Here is a 19,705-nt window from a genome sequence, read left to right as displayed (position 1 = left end):
TCCGGTGCGGTAGAGCCGCTCCCCGGCCTCCTCGCCAAACGGATCCGGAACAAACCGCTCAGCCGTCAAACCCGGACGATTCAGATAGCCGCGGGCGAGACAGGCACCTCCAACGTAAATCTCACCAGATGCTCCGGCCGGTACCGGCATCATCCGCTCATCCAGAATGTGAACACGTGTGTTCGTTATCGGCCGGCCGATCGGAACTGAGATTCCCGCATCCTTTGTTGAAAACTGGTGCCAAGTAGCATCAGCCGCCGTCTCCGACGAGCCGTACATATTGACTATCTCCAAGTTAGGGAGACGAGCTCGGCAGCGGCGAGCCAATTCGGTTGGCAATGGTTCGCCGCCGGGAAACACCAATCGTAATGCGATTCCCTGCGCAAAATCTTTTAATTCCTCAGAGCAAATCTCACCCAACAGTGTCGGGACGAGCATCATTCGAGTGACGCCTTCCTTGACTAAAAGCTGCGCCAACTCTATGGGATTGCGGCCCTCATTCTCTCCCAAAATAACGGAAGTGACGCCCGCCACCAGGGGATCGAACACCTCACCGATCGCGTCCACAAAGCCGATGGACGTTTTGTGGCAACAGATGTCTGTTTCTCGATGCGGCCAGAAATTCTCCATCCAGCGAACACGATTCACGATACTGGAATGGACCCCAATTGCCCCCTTCGGACGGCCCGTGGAGCCACTTGTGTAAACTACATAAGCGGCTGCACTAGATGGAATAACAATGGAAGGTCGCTTTTCCGAGCAGGTTGAGATCGTCTCCGCGTCCCCTAAGAGATCTATCCAATACCGGCTCTGTCGATCCGAGGCGGACGAGAACCACAAGGGTTCGATCCCGGATCCTATGACGACATCGGCGGCGCAATCTCGTGTCATATAAGCTAAGCGATCTGCCGGATTTTGGACATCGAGAGGTACGAAGACACCGCCAGCTTTCAAAATCGCTAGCTGAGCCAATACTCGCTCTATCGACCGGCCTAAGTTGATCCCTACGCTGGAGCCCGGTCGTACACCACGCGACACCAAGAAGTTCGACAACTGATTCGATTCAGCCTCAAGTCGACCAAATGTTATCTCGCGGGCGCCGTGTCGTAGCGCGACGGCGTTCGGCCTTTCTCTGCAACGAAGATCTACGAGGTCGTGAATCAGTGAAGGGGCGATGTCAGCCGAAAGACGGTGTTCACCCGATTCGGGGCTTCGAATCTCCGACTTGGAGATGACTGTCCAATCGTCGACGCCTGACATCAGCAATACGCCTCCCCCAAAAAACCTGCGACAACTAAGAATATCGGCTACTGCCGTTCGTATTCCTGCATTGAGACGCGCAGACTTAGCGGCCTCATGTCTGTCCAAACCCGATCAATGTAGGCAAGACAATCCTCTCTCGATCCCGTCATCTCCGTGGCTTTCCACCCGTCTGGCAGTGTCTTGTCGGCGGGCCAAATAGAATATTGCTCCTCACCATTCATGACTGCTACGAACAGTTCACGATTGCCGTTCATTTCACTCATCTCTAACTCTCCATGGATGATTAATCGGCGTGCGTCGTCAATTTAGACAAGCGTCTGAACTTGCTAATTCAAGAATCCGTCGATGATTGTTCCCAGACCGCGCTGCTTCGCGATGCGCGAGACGTAGTGTGCCACCTGGAGATCCAGGATGCCGAGCCCAAACGGTGAGAAAATTATGCCGCTGTGGCGGGTGTTAGGCAGGCTTTCACGGCCACTCAGCAAGCCGCCAAGCGATGCGTGTATAAAATTCGAATTCCCGGCTGATTGAGACGCAAGGTCGACAGAGGTCCGCTCGCGAAGCACGTGGTCGACATCATCAACTACGTTGATGTGGCGAACTATCGCAGAAGGAACAATGTCCCTTAATGATACATGCAGAAGTAGTTTATCCCGCTCCAAATCTCCAGGATCAAAGTCGGGCGTCGATTGAGTGGTGGCGATCGACACAACTTGGCAATCACGAACTACGTCGGCTCTATTCTCAGCAATTTCGACTCTCAAGTCAGGATTGATTTCCTGACTACGCGTCGCAAAGGAAATCGCACGGTCTTTGTCAATATCAAATAACTTAACAAAGATAATGGAATACGTAAGAGATAGATATCGCAATATCTCCCAATTAATAACCCCGCATCCGATAATTCCTATGCTCTGTTTGGTTTGTATATTCAGCACGGATGCAGCAACTGCTGCGCTCGCGGCTGTGCGATGCGCCGAAATTAGGCTTCCTTCGATAAGAGCAACTGGCCTTCCATCCTCAACCGAATTTAGAATAATCGCAGCGGAAGCACGCTCATGGCCATTCGCAATATTGTCCGGAAAAGAGGAGATCCACTTGATCCCTGCGACAGGACGAGCACCGCCCGAGTACGCCGGAAGTCCGATGATCCTGTTTTTCGGCATGTCTGGAAACCGCAAGAACACCGAATGTGGAACACTCGTCTCTCCCTTAGAATGGGAGATGTATGTGTCTGCTATGATTTGTTGAATGTCGCGTCTATGCGCGTCCACAATGCCCTGCACTTCTGCACGATTGAGAATTAGCATGCTACGCTACTCCCGCTTTAGGAGAGCCAACTCCATTTACAAGAATGCCTTCGAAATTTTCCTGCACCCAGGCGTCTGAGTAGACTGTCTCCAAGTAGCGCTCTCCACGATCCGGTAGAATCACGGCTACGTGCGCACCATCCGCGATTTCGCTGGCTTTCTTGGCGACAGCGGACAGCACCGCGCCAGAAGATGCTCCAGCCAGAATTGCTTCCGTTTCAACTAATCGTCGGCATGCCGAGATGCATTCAGCATCACTGACATGGATCACGTTCTCGGTTAGGCTTGGTGAGTAATGCCCAGGTTGGATGCCAGCCCCATGCCCAGGGAGCAAACGACGTCCCGCAGCTTGACCAAAGATGACACTTCCAACAGCATCAACTGCCACTACTTTTGTGTTCAACGCGGCAGCCCTCACGTGCTGCACGCAACCTCGGAGAGTTCCGCATGTGCTGGTCGCGCAAAACAAGTAGTCCGGCGCCGATCCTAGTTGCTCAACAATCTCTGCTATTGTTCTTACGTGCGCGGCTGGATTAAGCGGATTTTCATATTGATTAGGCCAATAGGAATTCGGAATATTGTTAAGCAAAGACCTAATTCTAGCTATTCTCGCGGGAAGAAATTCGCCGGTAGCGGGATCCGGATTGCGCACTACCTGCACTTCCGCGCCATAGGCGGTCATTATATTTATATTTTGTGCGTTCGTTCTTGGATCGACGACACAAATAAAGCGAAAGCCATAGTAGCGCGATATCTGCGCAAGGCCGATGCCGAGGTTGCCAGAACTCGATTCTATGATAGTTGATTGTCCGGGAATTAATTCCCCCGCTTCGATTCGCCCCCGGAGCATGCTTAGCGCGGTGCGATCCTTGATACTTCCACCGGGGTTTTGTCCCTCTAGTTTCGCAAAAAGCGAGAATTTTTTGGGTTTCAAGAAGCGAGTGAGTTCTAGAAGCGGTGTCTCGCCAATTAGCGAGAGCACGTCGGGGTAAATCATGTTTCCTCCCGGATCGTACTTGGAAGCTGTCAGGCTCTTTATGCGGCCGCTTACGGCATCGGTAGGTTCACGCACCCTGAAAGGGCGACCTCCACGGTGGCCAATCACGCAACCGAAGCCGAGCGGTAGAATGCTAGTGCTCCTGAGAGGTGACCCAAGGTTCGCTTTCTTATAGAAAAGCAATCTATGGGGGAGCTGTTTACGATGCCAACCAGTAGTTGGTCTAGATATAATAATAGATGATACCAGCGTCAAGGCCGAATACGATCTCGAGATGAAAAAATTTGGCAATTTCAGTAAAGAGCTTTACTGATGTTGATGATAAATGTGGCCCATATGGTTGGCGCCGCGAGACTTTTCGTAGTTGGGGATTTCATGAGAAAGGTGCACGCGAGGACCGCGCAGCGATACACAGACATACTTAATGCCGCAGCCGAATTGATAAAGGAGGGAGGGATTGATGCTGTAACTACCGACAAAATACGTCAAAGAATTAACGCGTCGCCAACGACCGTGTACAGCCTATTTCGAAATAAAGAAGAGATACTAGAGGAAATTTTTAAAGAGGTACACGCAAAATTTTATGCAACGGCGGAATATAAATTACAATTCGCCCACACTGCTGAAGAACAAATTTCAACGATAATTGAGGGTGTTTACGCGAATGGTCTTTTTACTGATATTGACATGCACGGATGGATCGCATCCGTAAACTACTTTCTATATCACGGTGGAAAATTCTCATACGCGCCGGAGGCGCATCTCAGGTTACACGAGAGAACGCGCCGATTGTTCCTTGAGCTTGGCAGTAAAAATCCAGATATTTCTATGCAATTTTGGGCGTTTATCGATGGTCTTTGGCTTACCGCCGCTGTGAAAAGAGGCTTGCTAAGTCGCGAAACCTGCATTGATTGGACCTTCCAATTTGTGGAGAACCATCTTGGAAGGAAGTTGCCGAGATCGACTAATGCACTCCGTGATTGACCCACAGGATAATATGTTTTATTTCGAAGCTCGAATTTGAGCGATGCGTAACGCAATAGAAGCAAAAGAGACGGCATCTATTGGACGCGGGAGCGGAGCCAGCTGATGAACGCTGATCGTTTAGCGGCGCTCTCTCGGAGCGAGTTGATCGCTTTTTTGGACCTGTGACAGAGTGAAGAGGTAGTTCCGACCGATACAGTAAGCAATATATAGCAAAGTTCTCACACCCGATGACTTTATAACTCAATTATCAGAGGTGCTGATAATCACGAACTATTGACCGCCGAAAGCTGCTTATAGGTAAGGACGCCTCAGTTGGAGGCGCGCTTGTCTGGCGATTTCCATCAACTACACGATTAGAATGGGTCTGAGCATGGGCAAGGATTGCAGTCGCACAATAGTACTGGAGGTCCCACATATTGGCCTCAATAAGAACAGTGCACGCGGTTTTGCACTGGATCAGTTTGCTAGGCAGCAGGGGTACGATTCGTTTGCGGAATGGACTGTTCATTGTTTCGATCAGAAGCTCCAAATTTTCGGAAAGGTTCGGGAAAGCGATGCCATTGATATCGCTGATGGGGACAGCTTAGACGGACCACTGTTAAAAACATTTGGTTATGAGGTCATAGTTCAGTTGAAGGCTTCAGACGATAGTAGCTGAGCAAAGGGATGATCAGATTACTCGAGAGTTGTCTAAAGAGCGACGCACATCAATTCGTATGGATAAATTCGCCAGCATCTTGTGTCGGCGTTGAGAGTCAAATGCCACGTTCGTCTATAGGTCGATCTGTGAGAGATGAAGGGAATCGTCGCGGAGTTTTGCGCACTTGTGTATCCTCTTTGCGATCTCGATCACCCTCGTTCTGTATGCTGCGCAGCATGACGTTCGAGATCCAGCCGATGAATTGGCCACAAGGATAAGGTCGCCAGTTCGATAGCTACGAACCGAGAGTTGGAGATCTCGGGGGGGGGGTAGCTTGTTGGTGTGGCAACGGTTAGGTAGGCGTGATATCGTCGATAGCCTTCCCAGTGGCTTCAAGATGTGCGGCGTGCAATGCTTTGATAGCATCCGATCGAATACTGAATATTTTCGCGGCCTTGCCCTTGCGCACGGAGGGAGCGTGGCGGATATCGATGACACCTCTCTCGTTCATAGTCTTGGCCAGCATTGTAATCTGCGAAACGTGATTGTCGGTTCGATTTGCGATGGAACTTGCAGTTGGTTTTTGCCCGGCCTCAATTTCCGTCGCGATTGCCGCAAGGAAGCCGACTTGCCGCAAGCGCGCTGAACCCGTTTCATCGGGAAACCGCGAACTCAGAACCGCCTGGAAAAGATTGTGAAGATGGCTGGTAGGACTTGTCGCGACATTCTCTGCATTTTTTTCGTCCTTATCGCGCTGCTGAGCGTTCAATGACGATGTGTTTGTCGCTGTTTCGTCTGCATTTCTGATTTGGGCAACTACGAGCTTGCCCAACACAAGCGGGATCCGCTCTTCGACTTCAGCCGCAAGGCGCGCCACCCATTCATGGGCTTCTCGCGGCAGAAATATCCGAGATTCTGTAAGTTGATCGCCCAGCGATTTTGCCCACCAGGCGCGACGATATGCATTATGTTTTTCGCGGGATGTCATGGCACTCACGATATGGAGTAATAAGAATCTGCTTTGCAAGCTCACAAAAAGTCTTGCTTCATATATACCAAATCGTGTACCTTCGATATACACGTTTAGCGCGAGTATAGGCGTTGCCCGTTGACGTTCGCGGCAGGTCTCCGCTATTCCGGCTTATTTGGCTGTCAGTTGAGTAGTTTAGGGGATTCGGATCGATCCGATCTTTGATTTTGCGGGTTCAAAACGGCTTTAAGTTAGCGGGAAGAGACTCATGATCATCCGCCGGGCAACGGAAGGTGACGCAGCTAGAGGCTGTTGGCTCTTGCGGCGTTCGTTTGCAGAACTGTGTGGGCGGGATCACCTTTGGGATCCAGTTCGTATCCAAGAAGGAATTGCCGAAAAGACGCCTGAGAATTGGCACCAATGGGTAAATAGCACGTCTGCAGATCTGTACGTCGCGGAGACTGCTGCTGCACTTGTAGGGGTCGGGCTGCTCACCCATAGAGGCGAGATCATTTTAAACCACGTATGCCCAGATCACCGCTTCCGTGGCATAAGCAAAGGCCTCCTTGCACATATGGAATGCGAAGGACGAATGCTTGGCCTAGTTTTCTGCTACGTAGGCAGTACACGAACCGCAATGAGCTTTTATCAGTCAGCAGGGTATATGCCTGTGCCGGATTCAATTACTTCGGAAAGAATGCGAAAGCGTATCTGTTAAGTACTTTTCGCGCATGCGATGACACATTGTGTCTGCGGCAGGGATGGCGATCCCCCATGGGTTCATCCGATACTTGATTGTTCCTATGACAAAGCAGAAGTCATAACAAGTGGAGAACTTCCTATCTCTTTTGGAAGCTCCCTATTGATATAGGAGCGCCCGAACCTGCGGGCTGACTTGTATAATCAGCTTTTAATGTTGGGAGAGCTAAGCGCTGTCGCGCCTCTCCTGTTAAATGCGAAGTCGTTCGGATCATCGACCTATCAACGAGCTCGTCGGGATAGAGCGTGCATTGCGGTGTCACCGATCACGCTATCCATATAATCATCTGCCAATTCAACCAGAACCTCTGCTATGCACTCGGGCTCCCATCCGTCACCCAGAGGTTCCTCCATCGCGATGGCTATATTTGCCGGAGTTCTCCACGACACTGCCGCTTCGACTGATCTGCAAAACCGATCAACCATCCTTTTCCTGGCATGTGCAGCACCTTCTTCATGACGACAGACATTCCGTCGCGGAGAAGATATGGCGGAAGCCCACACGAACAACCGGGCAAGGGAACTTTGGAGAATAATCCTGCCACGATCATCCCGCAGATGATTCCTTTCGCAAAAATCAACGATGCGGACGCAAATCATTGACCTGTCATTATCATATCTGATGGATTAGGGCCTGCCCGTTGGGAGATGTATTGTCTTTCGACAACGCATCTCAAAGCTATGGAGCATATGATAGTGACGGATTTTATCGAGAAATGGTCTGCCAGAAAGGCAGATAAGCCAAAAGCTGGCGCACGCAGCGTCGTCGAAACGTTTCGGCTGAGGGTCGCGGAGCAGAAGGAGTATCTAGAGGCTTATGAGCGCGATCCTACCGGCTTCAAGAAATGGCGTTCGACCTGGTTCCAGCGCGTTCCCGGCGGTTTTGGTGTGAGCATTGGCCGCGACGCGATCAGCGCAGGACAAGGACTGACTTACGTCGTCGTTGAGACCATAGCGCAAGTCGCCGAGTTTCTGGATGATCTCGCGCAGCATGCTGAACAGGATTTGGGTTTCCAGAAAGCGCTGGAGGAAAACCGCGCTCGGCGTACAGCAGTGCTGAACGCGGCAAAGGCGCAATCCAAGGCAGCGAAGTCCGCTTCGGCGAAGTCTCCCGCCAAGGCCCCACGGGCAAAGCCTGGCCCGAAAAAGGCCAAGACCAAGGCGGACGAATAAGCCAGACGCTCCAATCTCACCAGACGCAATGCTCAGCCCGCTTCGCGCGGGCTTTGCCATTCCAACGCTTCCGACCAATCAACTGATGCTAGTGGCTTCACTGTGACCATATTATCGGCCACCGGAACGCAGAACTCCAAAATATCGCAAGACAGCGTCTCCGCGATCTTGTCAAGGGTCGCAACAGTCGGGTTCTTGTTGCCGCGCTCAAGAACCGGCGAAATATCGTCGTGATGCCAGATTGCCATTCGTCGATTGACTCTATGCCAACCGCGCTGAGGTCCGGGGTTAATCTCTTCAGCGTCCATATAGGTGCGGTAACAGATCGCCACCGCCTCCCGGCAATTTCTTTCCTACCTTATCGTTCTCTGCCTACCGGGAAACGCCGGATCTGCTGAAGGTGCAGGAGACACCTGGCGATCCATTTCACCACCCGGACACGCGGTGAAATGATTCCTGTGACACTAGTGAACGCGAGCAATCACGGGAGCGGGCGTTTGCGTCGCGCCAGCGCGATCACCACAGCGCCGACAATGACGACCAGAGCTCCGCGATAAATCCAGGGCGCCTGGTCGATCATGAAGCTCTCGGCCGGATATGGAAAATACCCACTGCCCTGCCCCATCCAGACGAGACCGATCAGAACAAGCAATCCCCCTAAACCATATGCAAGCTTCACCATGGCGATCTCCTTGTTCCAGATGGGCGCGCAGAAAAAGTAGCGACAATTTCAACGAATGCGGCGGTTGGGGTTCCGCCTGCGGCAGCAGACCCTCCTCGCCTGCAAAAGGGTCGCGATAGCCGGAGCCAAATGGCCTGGTGCTTAACCCGGGACATCCGCATGCTAGCGAACTACATCCCCAATCCCAGCCCCTTGTTTAGGGTCCGCTTCAACTCGTATTGACGCGATAGCTCGGCCTTCTGTGCCCGATCGGTTATACGAGCGACAGCCTCGATGCGATGGAGCTTATCGGCAAGCTCCGGCCCAAGCCGCAGGTTCCCTTTCTTCAGCTCGCGCGGATCGGAACTGCCGAACCGTTGCTCGAGCGCCTGGACGATCGTCTTCGCCTCATGGAGAGCCTGCCTGCCCTCCGGCGTGCCGGACAGTTGCTCAAGGAACTTCGGCTTGTCGGCCTGAGACAGGGTATCGAACTGCTTCAGCAGCTCCTCGCTGCGTTTGGTCAGCCTGGGCACCTCGACAACATCGCGCTTCTCCCGGTGCCAGGTTTCGGATTGGCGCTCCGCCTCCAGCCGGCGCTCCCAGGTGAGACCCGCGGCCGCGACATGATTGCTCAGTGCGGTGGAGTAGTGCCTTGCAGCCTTGCGCTGCCTGTTCTCGCCCAACAGGCCTATCTTCCCACACAGCTCACCGAACTGCTCCGGACGCGCGGCAATAGTTTTGGCGAGCGCCTCGCGGCCAATCCCTTGGTCCACGATCGCCGCGCTGATCCTCTCCGCGGCGCCGACCGGATCCGTATAGACAAGGCGGCCAACGGAACGCACCGTATCCATGGCATCCTGCAGATACGGCTTTGCCCTTTCACGGGCTATGTCTTCGACGCTTCGGGAATATCCCCTGATCGCCGGCACGAGTGGTGCCACCGTCTCGAGCTGCTTCTCCCCTACCCGCTTGGTCTGCTCCGGTGGTGCCGACATCTGGATCTGGGCCTGCGTCCGCGGCACAAGACCGACGACAAGCTCGCTGCGAACGCCGAACGCCTCGGCGATCCCCCGCCGCTCGGCAAAGGCGCCGATATAATCGAGCGTCGTTTCCTTCGCGCCAGATCGGCTCAAGCTGGCGCTGAGCACCTTCATATCCTTGAGCTCGTCCGAAGCCGCATAAAGCGTCACGCTGTCGCGGTGACGCGTCATGGCCACATAGGTCAGATGCCGGTCCATGCTGGGGGACGCCATCACAAAAGCTCGGTCGACGGTCGCTCCCTGCGACTTGTGAATCGTCGTCGCATAGCCATGATCAAAGGCTTGGTAATGATGAACGGGTATCGATAGGACAGGGGCACCGTTCCGCCCTTCGGTAGGGCCGTCGAGACGTATATGGATTGCGTCCGCCTCGACGGCCTCGACCGTTCCCAACATGCCATTCTTGACACCAAGATCGCGATTATTCTCCAACAGAAGGATACGATCGCCTGGCGCGAACGATCGCTTGCCGTCATTGGTCTGATAGACCAGTTCGCGGCCGAGCTTTTCGGGGTCCCGGATGACCTTGGGCGTGCCCTCACCCGCACCAGACGCCAACAGTCCACGCTCCTGAAGCGCGGCACGAATATCCGCATTGATCATCCGAACGTCGGCGCGGCGATGCGCCAGCGCGATGCGAGAGCCTGATGGATGCTGCTCCAGATCGGCCAGGTAGTCGCGCACCAACGAGGCCCGTGTCTCGTCCCTGTCAGCGCCGAACTGAACCCTACCCCAATCGGCATAGGCGGCCAGTCCCTCCCCGGTGCGATGGGTGGCAAAGGCAATCGACGCATGGCGCTGCCAATCCTCCTTCTGCCGGCGGATTTCCGCGAGCTCGACCGCACCTACCCGCTCGGCAATCGCCCTGAAGGGTGAGCCGGCGCCGATCGCCTGCAGCTGCTCGTGATCGCCGACCAGCACCAGCTTTGCTCCCCTCGCCTCCGCTTCGGCGACGAACCGTGCCAGTTGTCGACTGCCAACCATGCCGGCTTCATCGATGACCAGGATGTCGCCCTTTCCAAGCTCGCCCTTCCCTGCCTGCCAGCCATATTCCCACGAGGCCAATGTGCGCGAGGCAATGCCGGAGGATTCTTCCAATCCTTCCGCCGCCTTGCCGGCGAGTGCCGCCCCATGGACGCGGTAACCCTGGCGCTCCCAGGCATCGCGCGCCGCCGCCAGCATCGTCGACTTACCCGCTCCCGCGAACCCGATGACAACAGCGATCCGCTGCGCTCCGGTGACATGCTGAATGGCCAGGCGCTGCTCCTCGCTCAAGCCCGACCGTTCGATCGCTCGCTCTCGATCGACAAGCGCCATCATGCCCCGTTCAACTTTTCCGGAGAGGGAGGACGCGGTCCTTGCCCGGATGGCGCTGTCCTGTACGATTATGGCCTGATCGACATGATGTCGATCAACGCCATGGCCGAGAGTGCTCGCCATCTTCGATGCCCTCTCGGCCATGCCATGTTCGATCTCGACCATCTCCCGCGTCGAGTAACGCGCCAGCTCCCCATGCGCCAACTTCCCATCCCGCTCGGGCTGCAGTTCGACCAATGCCGGCGACGCCATGACAGCTGCAAACGCATTGCGGAATGCCTGCACATCGTCGTCGATATAGCGATGCAACGCACGTGCCACATCATGACGATCGAACACGCTCTTCTCAGCCGTGATGATCGTCAGCACCTGCTCCGGCTTCTCGCGGATCAGCGCGGCGTTTCGCTGTGCCGCCCGCTCTTCCAGGCGCCTACGCGACACCTCCATGCCGCGACGATCCATCTGCGACGCATGCACACCCATATGCTCGGTCGGCTCGATCTGAAGCCCGCGCTCCAGATGCGATCGATGGTCGATCCGCACCTCAAGACCGACACGCGCCAGATGGCGATTGGCATGATGCTCCCAGGCCTGCCTGATATCGCGAAGCTGCATGTGCGAGGTTGGCTGATCGTTGTTCAACAGCCACTTGTTCTCGCGCTCGATCAAGGTTTTCTCGCCAAGCCCTGTCTCTCCCACGACCCGCGTCGTCATCAACAGATGCGCATGGACGTTGCGAACGTCCCCCTCCCCTTGCGGCTGGTGGATGGCAAAGTCGACCGCGGCACCATAACGGCTCGCCAGGTCGCGCGCGAACTCCCGCGTCAGCGAAAACCGCTGCTCCGCATTGAGCTCATGCGGAAGCGCGATCTCGAACTCGCGCGCCACCCGCGCATCGCTGCGCTTCTCCGCATACTCGACTGCATTCCATAACGCTGAACGGTCAAGAGCCCAATCGGCCACGACATCTTCCGGTAGCACGATCTCCGCGTGTTCGACACCTTGCTTGCGGGTGAAGTCGTGCACCAGGCCATCACGCTCATTGGTGAGTTTGACGGCCGCACGATAAGCGGCGGATGCAACCGCGCTGCGGCCGCCGCTACGGGCTATCGTCTTCATGCTGAAGTGATAGATCGCCAAATGTGAGTTTTCCGAATTGAAACGGCAAATCGAACATAACAAGCCTTGAGTTGCGCTGCAACTCGTAAGTGCGCCCTTAGTACTTCTCTCGCTTACGCTCCCTCCGTCGGGATTACGCCAGATGCAACGACACCACTACATATTCAGGATTGTCCCAGACGACACGACATGTAGTCTCATTGCATCGCATAGAGGCGTAGGTGCCAACAGACGATTCCGGATAAACGATCGGAGACTCCATATGCCCCGCAAATCCATTGAGGAACGGCTTGCGCAACTCGAAGCGCAGCGCAAAACCCTGAAGGCTCGTTTGGGCAAACAGGAACGCGTCGAGGACACCAGGCGCAAGGTGCTGCTCGGTGCCCTCGTCCTTCATCGCCTCGAACACGGCAGGGACGAATTCTCGAAGAACCTGGCCGATTGGCTGCGCCACGAGCTGCCGGGATTCCTGACGCGCGACAATGACAAGGCACTCTTTACCGACCTGCTTGAAGCGCCGGATGCTGCATTGGGTGTCCGTGGACGCGAGGCAGGCGAATGAACCAGGCAACGCTGGCATGGGCCGCATTCAAGAACATGATGAGAGCTGCCGCCCGTGATCCGGTCTGGGCGGTTTCATGCATCATCCTGGCGCCCTTTCGCAGCGCCCGTTATCTGCTGCAGGCAGCCGCCTTCCTGTTTATCGTCACCCTGGTTCTGGCCATCGCCGCCAACGCCGTTCCGCCAGAATGGTGGATCGCCAGGCTGCTTGCCGGGCTGCTCGTCATCGCCGTGTTCGCCGTTCTCGTCTTCCGCATATTCACCAATCCCATGATCATGCATTTCGGGGATATGGCCAACGACACCCATGGCTCGGCTCGCTTTGCCACCGACAAGGAAGTGGCTCCCCTCTCCCAATCTGGATCCGGTCTGCTGATCGGCCGCAACGGCAAGACCAGAGAGCTGATGCGCTATGATGGTCCGGCGCACCTCCTCACCATGGCGCCAACCCGAACCGGCAAGGGTGTGGGAACCATCATCCCGAACCTGCTCACCGCCGACCGCTCCGTGATCTGCATCGACCCCAAGGGAGAGAACGCCAGGATCTCCGGCCGGGCTCGCCAGTCCTTTGGTCCGGTCCATGTCCTCGATCCCTTTGGCGTCACCGGCACGCCGTCGGCCGCCTTCAATCCGCTCGACACCCTCGACGCCGATGGACTGGATGTGGCGGAAGATGCCAGCACCCTTGCCGACGCCCTCGTATTCGATGAACCGGGCATGGCGGGCGACGCGCATTGGAACGAGGAAGCCAAGGCGCTCATTGCTGGATTGATCCTCAAGATCGTCACTGTGGAATCACCACGCCGCCGTCATTTGGGTTCGTTGCGTGAATACCTGACCCTGGCGCCGGATAGCTTCGCCGGTTTGCTCAGGCGCATGCAGGAGAATGACGGTGCGAATGGCCTGATCGCGCGCGCCGCAAACCGTCACCTGGGAAAGTCCGATCGTGAAGCCGCCGGCGTTCTGTCAGCGGCGCAACGTCACACCCATTTCCTCGACAGCCCCCGCATGACCGCGGTGCTGAACCGATCGGACTTCCGCTTTGCCGATCTGAAGAGCCGCAACCTCTCCATCTTTCTTGTCCTGCCGCCAGATCGTCTGTCGACCTATTCCCGATGGCTGCGCCTGCTCGTCTCGCAAAGTCTCACCGACATGGCCCGCGATCCCGCCAAACCGGCCGTGCCGGTCCTTTACCTGCTGGATGAGTTCGCCGCCCTCGGCCATCTCGCTCCCGTCGAACGCGCCATGGGCCTGATGGCAGGTTACGGCGTCCAGCTCTGGCCGATCCTGCAGGACGTCCACCAGCTCCGCGCCACCTATGGACAGAAGGCCGGCACCTTCCTCTCCAATGCCGGCGTGCTGCAGGTGTTCGGCGTCAACGATCACGACAGCGCCCGCCTTGTCTCCGATCTGCTCGGTCAGGAGACCGTCGTGTTCCAGACCATGGCCCGCGCGCTCGATTCAGAAAAGTCGGGAATCTCCTACAGCCAGCAGCACACCGGGCGGCCCCTGCTCACGCCCGATGAGGTCCGCAACCTGCCGGCCCACGGCCAATTGCTCTTCCTCGCCGGCCAACGGCCGATCGTCGCCGGCAAGCTCGCCTATTACCGCGATCCGGAATTCAAGGGGGCGTTCGATCCGGCATGAGAAATGAGTTCGAGGACATTTCGGAAACCCTTCTATGGACGTGCCGCATGATTTTGCGAAGCGATCCGAATGAGCGGCAGCGTATCGCTCTCGCCTATCGTGAGGCACAGGAGTTAATCGCCGGCATTCCGAAAGACAAGGACGACCCCTACCCTCGCATCGTCGCCTGCTTCCAGCGCTCCGACGCCTGCCAGGCGGCAGAGGACATCGCCGGCGCGGGATGGATGCTGGCCGCTATCCAGGAACGGGTGAATGAACGAAACCTCCCCGACTGGCGGAAGCTCCGTAACATCATAACCCAGACCGTGAAGCTGCTGCTCTTGTCTCATCCCACCGTACACTGAAAATCCAATGTGGTCCCGGCTATCACGCCAGGGCAATGTCACTGGCGGCCCTCCGGCTTGCTACAGCCCAAGCGAAAGAGCGCTCGCCTTCGGACCGGAGCGACTGCGTCGCTAAGCCGTCATGTGGTTCGAACGTTTTATGAAGCGGGTTTCTTCAAGCGTATGCCAGGGCCGTCGCCGTTTTCGGAGATGAATATTATACCGGCGTTTTCCAACACCACGCGCAAATCGTCGATTGTAGACTGTTTGAGTTCCTTGCCCGTTTCAAAGCGGACAATCGTATTGGTAGACATTTTTGCCAGTTCAGCGAGCTCCGCAATTTTGAGGCCAAGAGCCGCACGCGCCATCCGGCATTGAACTGGTAACATACAAAATCGCCTACCGTAGGCGAATTTAATTGATCCGCCGTGTTTTTCTACTAGACTATACAGGTCTCGCGTCATTGCAGACGACCGAGCAAGGCGTTGCAACCGCCCTACTCGGCCTAACCCAACCCTAGCTATTTGGAGCTTGGATCATGGCTGATTCTGAGAATAGCAGAACTTTGCCTGCAATTACGCCTGGAAAAGAAAATCCCGAGCGCGGCCCGTCAGAAAACCTGCCGTACATCATCGATCGCCGGAACCTTCTTCCCGTCGCGGCACGCCTGCTGAGCCAGCTTGTTGCGGAACCCGGCAATCACCGGAGAGCTAGTGGCCCGACGCCCGTCAGGGAAATGTGGCCTCGCTGGTATGCGTGCCACCAGCAGCGCGTCAGGGCCACAAGTCTTAGGGAAAAGCTTGAAAAGGAATTGCTCGAAGAGGCCGGCGGCCGTCCGGTCATGACGCTGCAGATTGTTGATGGGGATGCCGCCGTCGAGGTTCGCTCTTTTGCCGACATCAATCGAATGGCCAATCAGCTCGATCCAGAACACCTGTCTCAGGCCCGAGCCGAGCTTCGATTGCACCGGAGACGATGGAAGGAAGCCGATCAGCGTTTGGGATACAGTGCGGCGGTCGCTGTGGAACAGGAGCTCGCGCAACAGGCCGGGATATCCGGACGTGTCATGTGGATCACACCGCCCTCCTCGCTGACCGAAGTCACCGCAAAGCTCCATTGCCTGATCGTTATGAACGATCCCAGCCTGAAGCTCGAAGATGCACCGTGGCCCGAGCTGCGGACGATGCTGAAGGATCTTCTCCGCGTTGCTGAGAAATGCCGGCCGAAATCATCCGATGGACCTGCATATTCTGGCAAAGCAGCAGGCGTACAAGGCATTCTAAATTTGGCGACGCAGTACCAGGACGCAGCCGGCAAGCTTGGCGAGAGCTCGTCCAAACCCAATCATCTTCCACGGCGTCTTCTGGCGCTGCATGCGATGGAGCTCTATCTGAATGCATTCCTGCTGGCCAAGGGCGTGAGCCCCACCGCGATCCGCGGTGTTCGGCACGACCTCGGCGAGCGGGTGCGTATGGCGTCCGAAGCTGGCCTTGTTCTGCGCAAGCGTACGGTGGCGCACCTGGCAACGCTCTCCGCAAACAACGAGTATTACATTATCAGGTATGCCCCGGAGCTAACGTCCACGCTGTCACAGGTGAGCCGAGTTATGGCGACTGTCGATGATATCTCCCGGAAGGTGCGAAAGGCGTTGCGGGTAAGCCGCCTGTCGAACGTACTTTATGATCAGCGCTCGGTCTGAACGTCCATTAATCGCTTGCCACGCTTGCTCCACCGTGTTTCAGCGGAGATATTTGCCGCTGTTGAGGCAATACCCAGCTTTCGCCGTGGTCTCAGCAGCGCCCTGTTTTTCGCGGGCTGCTTCTTGCCAAGGGGCTTGTCGCTCAGCAACTCTAGGCTTATATAGTCATCATGGTCACTTTGGTCAGGAGATAGACAATGCAACAATCTTGGCAAGGAGATGAAAGCTGGACTGTCGCTGGCGCGAAAGCCAAGCTTTCTGAAGTCATCGAGCGCGCCCAGTCTGCCCCGCAGACAATCACGCGAAACGGGAAGCCAAGCGTCGTCGTCGTATCTGCCGAAGAATGGCAGAGGAAAACCACACGCAAGGGCACTCTCGCAGAATTTCTGATGGAATCGCCGTTACGGGGCTCCGATCTCGACCTCGAGCGTCAGCACGACGAACCGCGTGATCTGCCGCTGTGAAACTGCTGTTGGATACCAATGTCTTGTCGGAGGTGACAAGGCCTCTCCCCGACGCTCGCGTCCTGCAATGGTTGGATACACTGGACGAGGACCGCTCCTTCATTAGCGTTGTATCGATCGCTGAGATACGCCGCGGTGTTGCCTTGATGGATCAAGGGCGAAAACGCGATGCGCTTGCCGCATGGCTTGCAGATGACCTGCCACAGCGGTTCGAGCATCGTGTTCTCCTTGTGGACGCATCAATTGCATTAGCCTGGGGTGATCTGATGGGTCATGCAAAGCGAAAAGGCCGCGGCCTTTCCTCGATGGATGGCCTGATCGCCGCTACCGCTATTGCCCACCAGCTGACCCTCGCGACGCGGAATATCAAAGATTTCGAGGACTTGGGGATTGATCTCATCGATCCTTGGGCCGAATGAGATCGCACTTAGTTAGCCTAGCTTTTCTGCTGAGCGATGGCCCCTGATGTCGCTTTACCGGGAACCTGCCTTGTGGAAGTATGAGGTTGCAATTTTGTGCGTCCACGAAAACTTAAAGGGGAATCCGTTGAAAGTGCATTGCCCTCCACCTACAGGCGACAAGCCGATAATTGCTACCGAAATTCTCTATGTCCGAAACGTTCTCAAACCAATCGAGGTCGAGGACGGTTCTCCAGCAAACGCAATGCTCCTTACGCTGGACGCCACGACTTATTCTTTGGAGACACCGGCAGAAGTAAAGGACCTTGCGGATGCGGAGAGGCCTGCTGACAAGACACTGAGCCTGCTGTCTTCTAAAAACCAATGGCCAATCTACTTTGACGGAGAACGAGCAAAAGGGCCGCTTCAGATCACCGAAAATGAGGTCAACATAAGCGGCTACAATTCAGCGTTCTTGATCGGCAAAAAGAAAATCCCGGTCATTAACTCGGCTCAAGAAGTCTTCGATGTAATCCAAGCTGCTGGTGGCCAGACGCTTCCGGTTCTACCCCCGGCCAAATCCATAATGGCGGTCGGCCCCGCAACTGACGAAGAATGGGATGAGTCTATTGAGCTTTTCCCCTCGTCTGGTGGAGCCCCTACGATTTGAGGGACCCGCGCCGGAAGTCTGCCTGACATGATGGAGGGACTGTTGTCGGACGACCTGGATACTCTTAGCCAGGTAACTGAACCCGACGTTGATATTCTGCTTGTCGAAGAGTTTAAATGCTCGCCAACCTTCGCGGCTAGGACAGTGAAAACAACAGCTGCGAAGGCGGTGAGATTCCCCTTCGTTCCGCCGTTGACAATCAGAGAGACAGGCCGATCCATGCGCATCTATCTGACCGCATCTTGATATATTCCGGATCAGCGGCTAACGCGGGAGAGACTTGACTCCACGTCAAATCAGACGCTGGTCCGAGGTAAAGGATCGCGTTGAACTGCTCCTCCATTGAAGGGGAGCGCTCGGGATCGACATGAAGCTTTACAAGCGCGTCGCGTTGCCCGGTGAACATGGCGTGCGGGTAATATGATCGAAAGCTCACCTCTCCAAGCGGAGTGCCTCGAATGGGAACAAGACTCGGTGTATGCCATGAGCAAACATCGGATTGTAAAGTCGTTAGATCGACATCCACAGGCGTCCAGACAGAATAGACATTCGCCCCTTGCCCTTCGAGCAATGACACGATTGAGTTTTCTAGCGGGATTGGTTCCAATTCCATGGCTGGTTCCTCTTCCGATCGCCAGAAGAGTCTTTTGCGGAGAAGGTGCATGCCGCCGTAGACGATTAAAGCGCGGCGCTGCTTCGCAAGCACTTCACTTTGAATAATTCTTGCGGCACAGATGTCACGGTCTTCCAATGCTCTCGATGTCTCGCGAAGTTCAGCGGCGTTGTTGACCTTAGACCAATCTATCGGCGGATCACCCAACAAAACACGAATCTGCCGCTCTTTGGGCAGCGTCGCATTCAAATCGCGGACTTCTCGAAATAGTCCCTCAAAGACGGGGCGATCCCACACATCGTGGGCTTGCGTCGTATTCTGCCAAGCTTTGCGGATTTCTCTATCAGGTATGTCTTCCCCTGAAACAAAACGGTCCATTATGCTTTGGTAGAGAGAGTTTCCACTTTCCACGACTATATCGTTCACGAGGGCGGGAAATCGTGGGTCGCGGATGAGCGCTATTCTGAACGCATATGCCTGCTCACAGCCATGCCCGCCGTCGCAAAGCGCGACTACATTGTGGAGTTGGAAAGCGTCCAGAACGCCGGTGATTGGATCAATGGCAGTCGCGGGTCTCGTCATCGGGCGGCTCCGTTTTTTTCAGAAGCATTATGATTTTTACGGCAGTACTCATCTATGATAGTCCGGTCACCACTGGCAATAATCCTTCGTTTTAATACGTCGCTCCGGTGATGTAAGCCTGCTGCTAAAAAAGCATGTATTCGGGTTGAGATGCGAAGAAAGCCCCTTCTTTCACAGTGGAGAAATAGGCCTTTTGAAGGGTAGCTCGTTTCCGATCCGACCAGCTATCGACATGGGACGGCCGCAGGAAAAAGTTCTCGGCGGTGCACAGGGTAAGCGTTGAGAGTGCGAGCAATCGATCATCACCGTTTGTGAGCATCACTGGCGCGATGAGTTTCCGAGCATTCGCTGACTGCACCTTCGGGTAGCTGAAAACGAACGCTGTCTCATCAGCTGAAATAGGGCTCATGTTCAGAGTGCGGGTTTCGGTAAAGTCCGGACAAGATTTCCGGTAATCTCCGGCCACAGTTTTCAGTAATTCCCGGACAGCGATTCCGCTAAATCCCGGACAG

General features: G+C 55.5%; 21 protein-coding genes. 10 read left to right on the top strand and 11 right to left on the bottom strand.

The genetic code is table 11. The annotated features are described in order from the left end of the window. The 4 genes from ACIQWP_RS31235 to sbnA form a co-directional block, all read right to left on the bottom strand. The coding region (locus tag ACIQWP_RS31235) for an AMP-binding protein (RefSeq protein ID WP_402796226.1) at window positions 1-1,260 on the bottom strand (1,260 nt) is incomplete at its 3' end. A gap of 47 nt (window positions 1,261-1,307) precedes the next feature. Continuing rightward, on the bottom strand, window positions 1,308-1,526 hold the full coding sequence (locus ACIQWP_RS31230; RefSeq protein WP_402796224.1) for an MbtH family protein: 219 nt from the start codon (window positions 1,524-1,526) through the stop codon (window positions 1,308-1,310). A gap of 63 nt (window positions 1,527-1,589) precedes the next feature. Then, window positions 1,590-2,573 (bottom strand): 2,3-diaminopropionate biosynthesis protein SbnB, encoded by a 984-nt coding sequence (sbnB, locus tag ACIQWP_RS31225; protein ID WP_402796221.1) that lies wholly within the window; start codon window positions 2,571-2,573, stop codon window positions 1,590-1,592. 1 nt (window position 2,574) lies between these two features. Further along, window positions 2,575-3,570 (bottom strand): 2,3-diaminopropionate biosynthesis protein SbnA, encoded by a 996-nt coding sequence (gene sbnA / locus ACIQWP_RS31220; protein WP_402796219.1) that lies wholly within the window; start codon window positions 3,568-3,570, stop codon window positions 2,575-2,577. Window positions 3,571-3,882: 312 nt separating this feature from the next. On the opposite strand from sbnA, the gene ACIQWP_RS31215 reads away from it, so the two are divergent. Beyond that, the gene (locus tag ACIQWP_RS31215) at window positions 3,883-4,554 is read left to right on the top strand and encodes a TetR family transcriptional regulator (RefSeq protein ID WP_402796217.1); all 672 of its coding nucleotides are present in this window, start codon (window positions 3,883-3,885) and stop codon (window positions 4,552-4,554) included. A 995-nt stretch (window positions 4,555-5,549) separates the two neighbouring features. Here the strand turns inward: ACIQWP_RS31215 and ACIQWP_RS31210 are convergent. After that, window positions 5,550-6,278 (bottom strand): hypothetical protein, encoded by a 729-nt coding sequence (locus tag ACIQWP_RS31210; RefSeq protein WP_402796214.1) that lies wholly within the window; start codon window positions 6,276-6,278, stop codon window positions 5,550-5,552. Between the two features lie 157 nt (window positions 6,279-6,435). On the opposite strand from ACIQWP_RS31210, the gene ACIQWP_RS31205 reads away from it, so the two are divergent. Next, window positions 6,436-6,885, top strand: a complete 450-nt coding sequence (locus tag ACIQWP_RS31205) for a GNAT family N-acetyltransferase (RefSeq protein ID WP_402796212.1) — start codon at window positions 6,436-6,438, stop codon at window positions 6,883-6,885. 737 nt (window positions 6,886-7,622) lie between these two features. Then, window positions 7,623-8,099: a hypothetical protein gene (locus ACIQWP_RS31200; RefSeq protein ID WP_402796209.1), complete on the top strand. Its 477-nt coding sequence runs from the start codon at window positions 7,623-7,625 to the stop codon at window positions 8,097-8,099. A 32-nt stretch (window positions 8,100-8,131) separates the two neighbouring features. On the opposite strand, the gene ACIQWP_RS31195 is transcribed toward ACIQWP_RS31200, so the two are convergent. The 3 genes from ACIQWP_RS31195 to traA all read right to left on the bottom strand — a co-directional run bounded on the left by ACIQWP_RS31195 (window position 8,132) and on the right by traA (window position 12,257). Continuing rightward, window positions 8,132-8,347, bottom strand: coding sequence for a hypothetical protein (locus tag ACIQWP_RS31195; protein WP_402796208.1), 216 nt, complete (start codon window positions 8,345-8,347; stop codon window positions 8,132-8,134). Between the two features lie 233 nt (window positions 8,348-8,580). After that, window positions 8,581-8,781 (bottom strand): hypothetical protein, encoded by a 201-nt coding sequence (locus ACIQWP_RS31190; RefSeq protein ID WP_402796206.1) that lies wholly within the window; start codon window positions 8,779-8,781, stop codon window positions 8,581-8,583. Between the two features lie 170 nt (window positions 8,782-8,951). Then, complete coding sequence (traA, locus tag ACIQWP_RS31185) at window positions 8,952-12,257, bottom strand: Ti-type conjugative transfer relaxase TraA (protein ID WP_402796204.1); 3,306 nt, start codon at window positions 12,255-12,257, stop codon at window positions 8,952-8,954. A 241-nt stretch (window positions 12,258-12,498) separates the two neighbouring features. On the opposite strand from traA, the gene ACIQWP_RS31180 reads away from it, so the two are divergent. The 3 genes from ACIQWP_RS31180 to ACIQWP_RS31170 are packed head-to-tail and all read left to right on the top strand — an operon-like array spanning window position 12,499 to window position 14,788. After that, complete coding sequence (locus tag ACIQWP_RS31180) at window positions 12,499-12,798, top strand: mobilization protein (protein WP_402796201.1); 300 nt, start codon at window positions 12,499-12,501, stop codon at window positions 12,796-12,798. After that, window positions 12,795-14,444 carry a type IV secretory system conjugative DNA transfer family protein gene (locus ACIQWP_RS31175; RefSeq protein WP_402796198.1) on the top strand — a complete coding sequence of 550 codons (1,650 nt, stop codon included), beginning with the start codon at window positions 12,795-12,797 and terminating at the stop codon, window positions 14,442-14,444. Before ACIQWP_RS31180 ends, ACIQWP_RS31175 begins: the two co-directional genes overlap by 4 nt. Before the next feature lie 47 nt (window positions 14,445-14,491). Next, a complete protein-coding gene (locus ACIQWP_RS31170) occupies window positions 14,492-14,788 on the top strand; it encodes a hypothetical protein (protein ID WP_402796197.1) in 297 nt (98 codons plus the stop codon). A 137-nt stretch (window positions 14,789-14,925) separates the two neighbouring features. Here the strand turns inward: ACIQWP_RS31170 and ACIQWP_RS31165 are convergent, their stop codons facing one another. Further along, entirely contained in the window at window positions 14,926-15,156 is a 231-nt protein-coding gene (locus tag ACIQWP_RS31165) for a helix-turn-helix domain-containing protein (protein WP_402796194.1), read from the bottom strand. Window positions 15,157-15,305: 149 nt separating this feature from the next. On the opposite strand from ACIQWP_RS31165, the gene ACIQWP_RS31160 reads away from it, so the two are divergent. From ACIQWP_RS31160 to ACIQWP_RS31145, 4 genes are all read left to right on the top strand, one after another. Further along, window positions 15,306-16,466, top strand: a complete 1,161-nt coding sequence (locus tag ACIQWP_RS31160; protein ID WP_402796191.1) for a hypothetical protein — start codon at window positions 15,306-15,308, stop codon at window positions 16,464-16,466. A 197-nt stretch (window positions 16,467-16,663) separates the two neighbouring features. Further along, on the top strand, window positions 16,664-16,930 hold the full coding sequence (locus ACIQWP_RS31155; protein ID WP_371112638.1) for a type II toxin-antitoxin system Phd/YefM family antitoxin: 267 nt from the start codon (window positions 16,664-16,666) through the stop codon (window positions 16,928-16,930). After that, entirely contained in the window at window positions 16,927-17,349 is a 423-nt protein-coding gene (locus ACIQWP_RS31150) for a type II toxin-antitoxin system VapC family toxin (protein WP_402796187.1), read from the top strand. The genes ACIQWP_RS31155 and ACIQWP_RS31150 overlap by 4 nt, the downstream gene beginning before the upstream one ends. 70 nt (window positions 17,350-17,419) lie before the next feature. Next, complete coding sequence (locus tag ACIQWP_RS31145; RefSeq protein ID WP_402796184.1) at window positions 17,420-17,998, top strand: hypothetical protein; 579 nt, start codon at window positions 17,420-17,422, stop codon at window positions 17,996-17,998. A 199-nt stretch (window positions 17,999-18,197) separates the two neighbouring features. Here ACIQWP_RS31145 and ACIQWP_RS31140 read toward each other — a convergent pair whose 3' ends face one another. Beyond that, complete coding sequence (locus tag ACIQWP_RS31140) at window positions 18,198-19,193, bottom strand: hypothetical protein (RefSeq protein WP_402796182.1); 996 nt, start codon at window positions 19,191-19,193, stop codon at window positions 18,198-18,200. A gap of 124 nt (window positions 19,194-19,317) precedes the next feature. Continuing rightward, the coding region (locus ACIQWP_RS31135) for a hypothetical protein (RefSeq protein ID WP_402796179.1) at window positions 19,318-19,705 on the bottom strand (388 nt) is incomplete at its 5' end.

This window comes from Rhizobium sp. NPDC090279 (assembly GCF_044769665.1).
In the GTDB taxonomy this organism is placed as follows: domain Bacteria; phylum Pseudomonadota; class Alphaproteobacteria; order Rhizobiales; family Rhizobiaceae; genus Rhizobium.
This window is presented reverse-complemented; position numbering and strand designations above follow the sequence as displayed.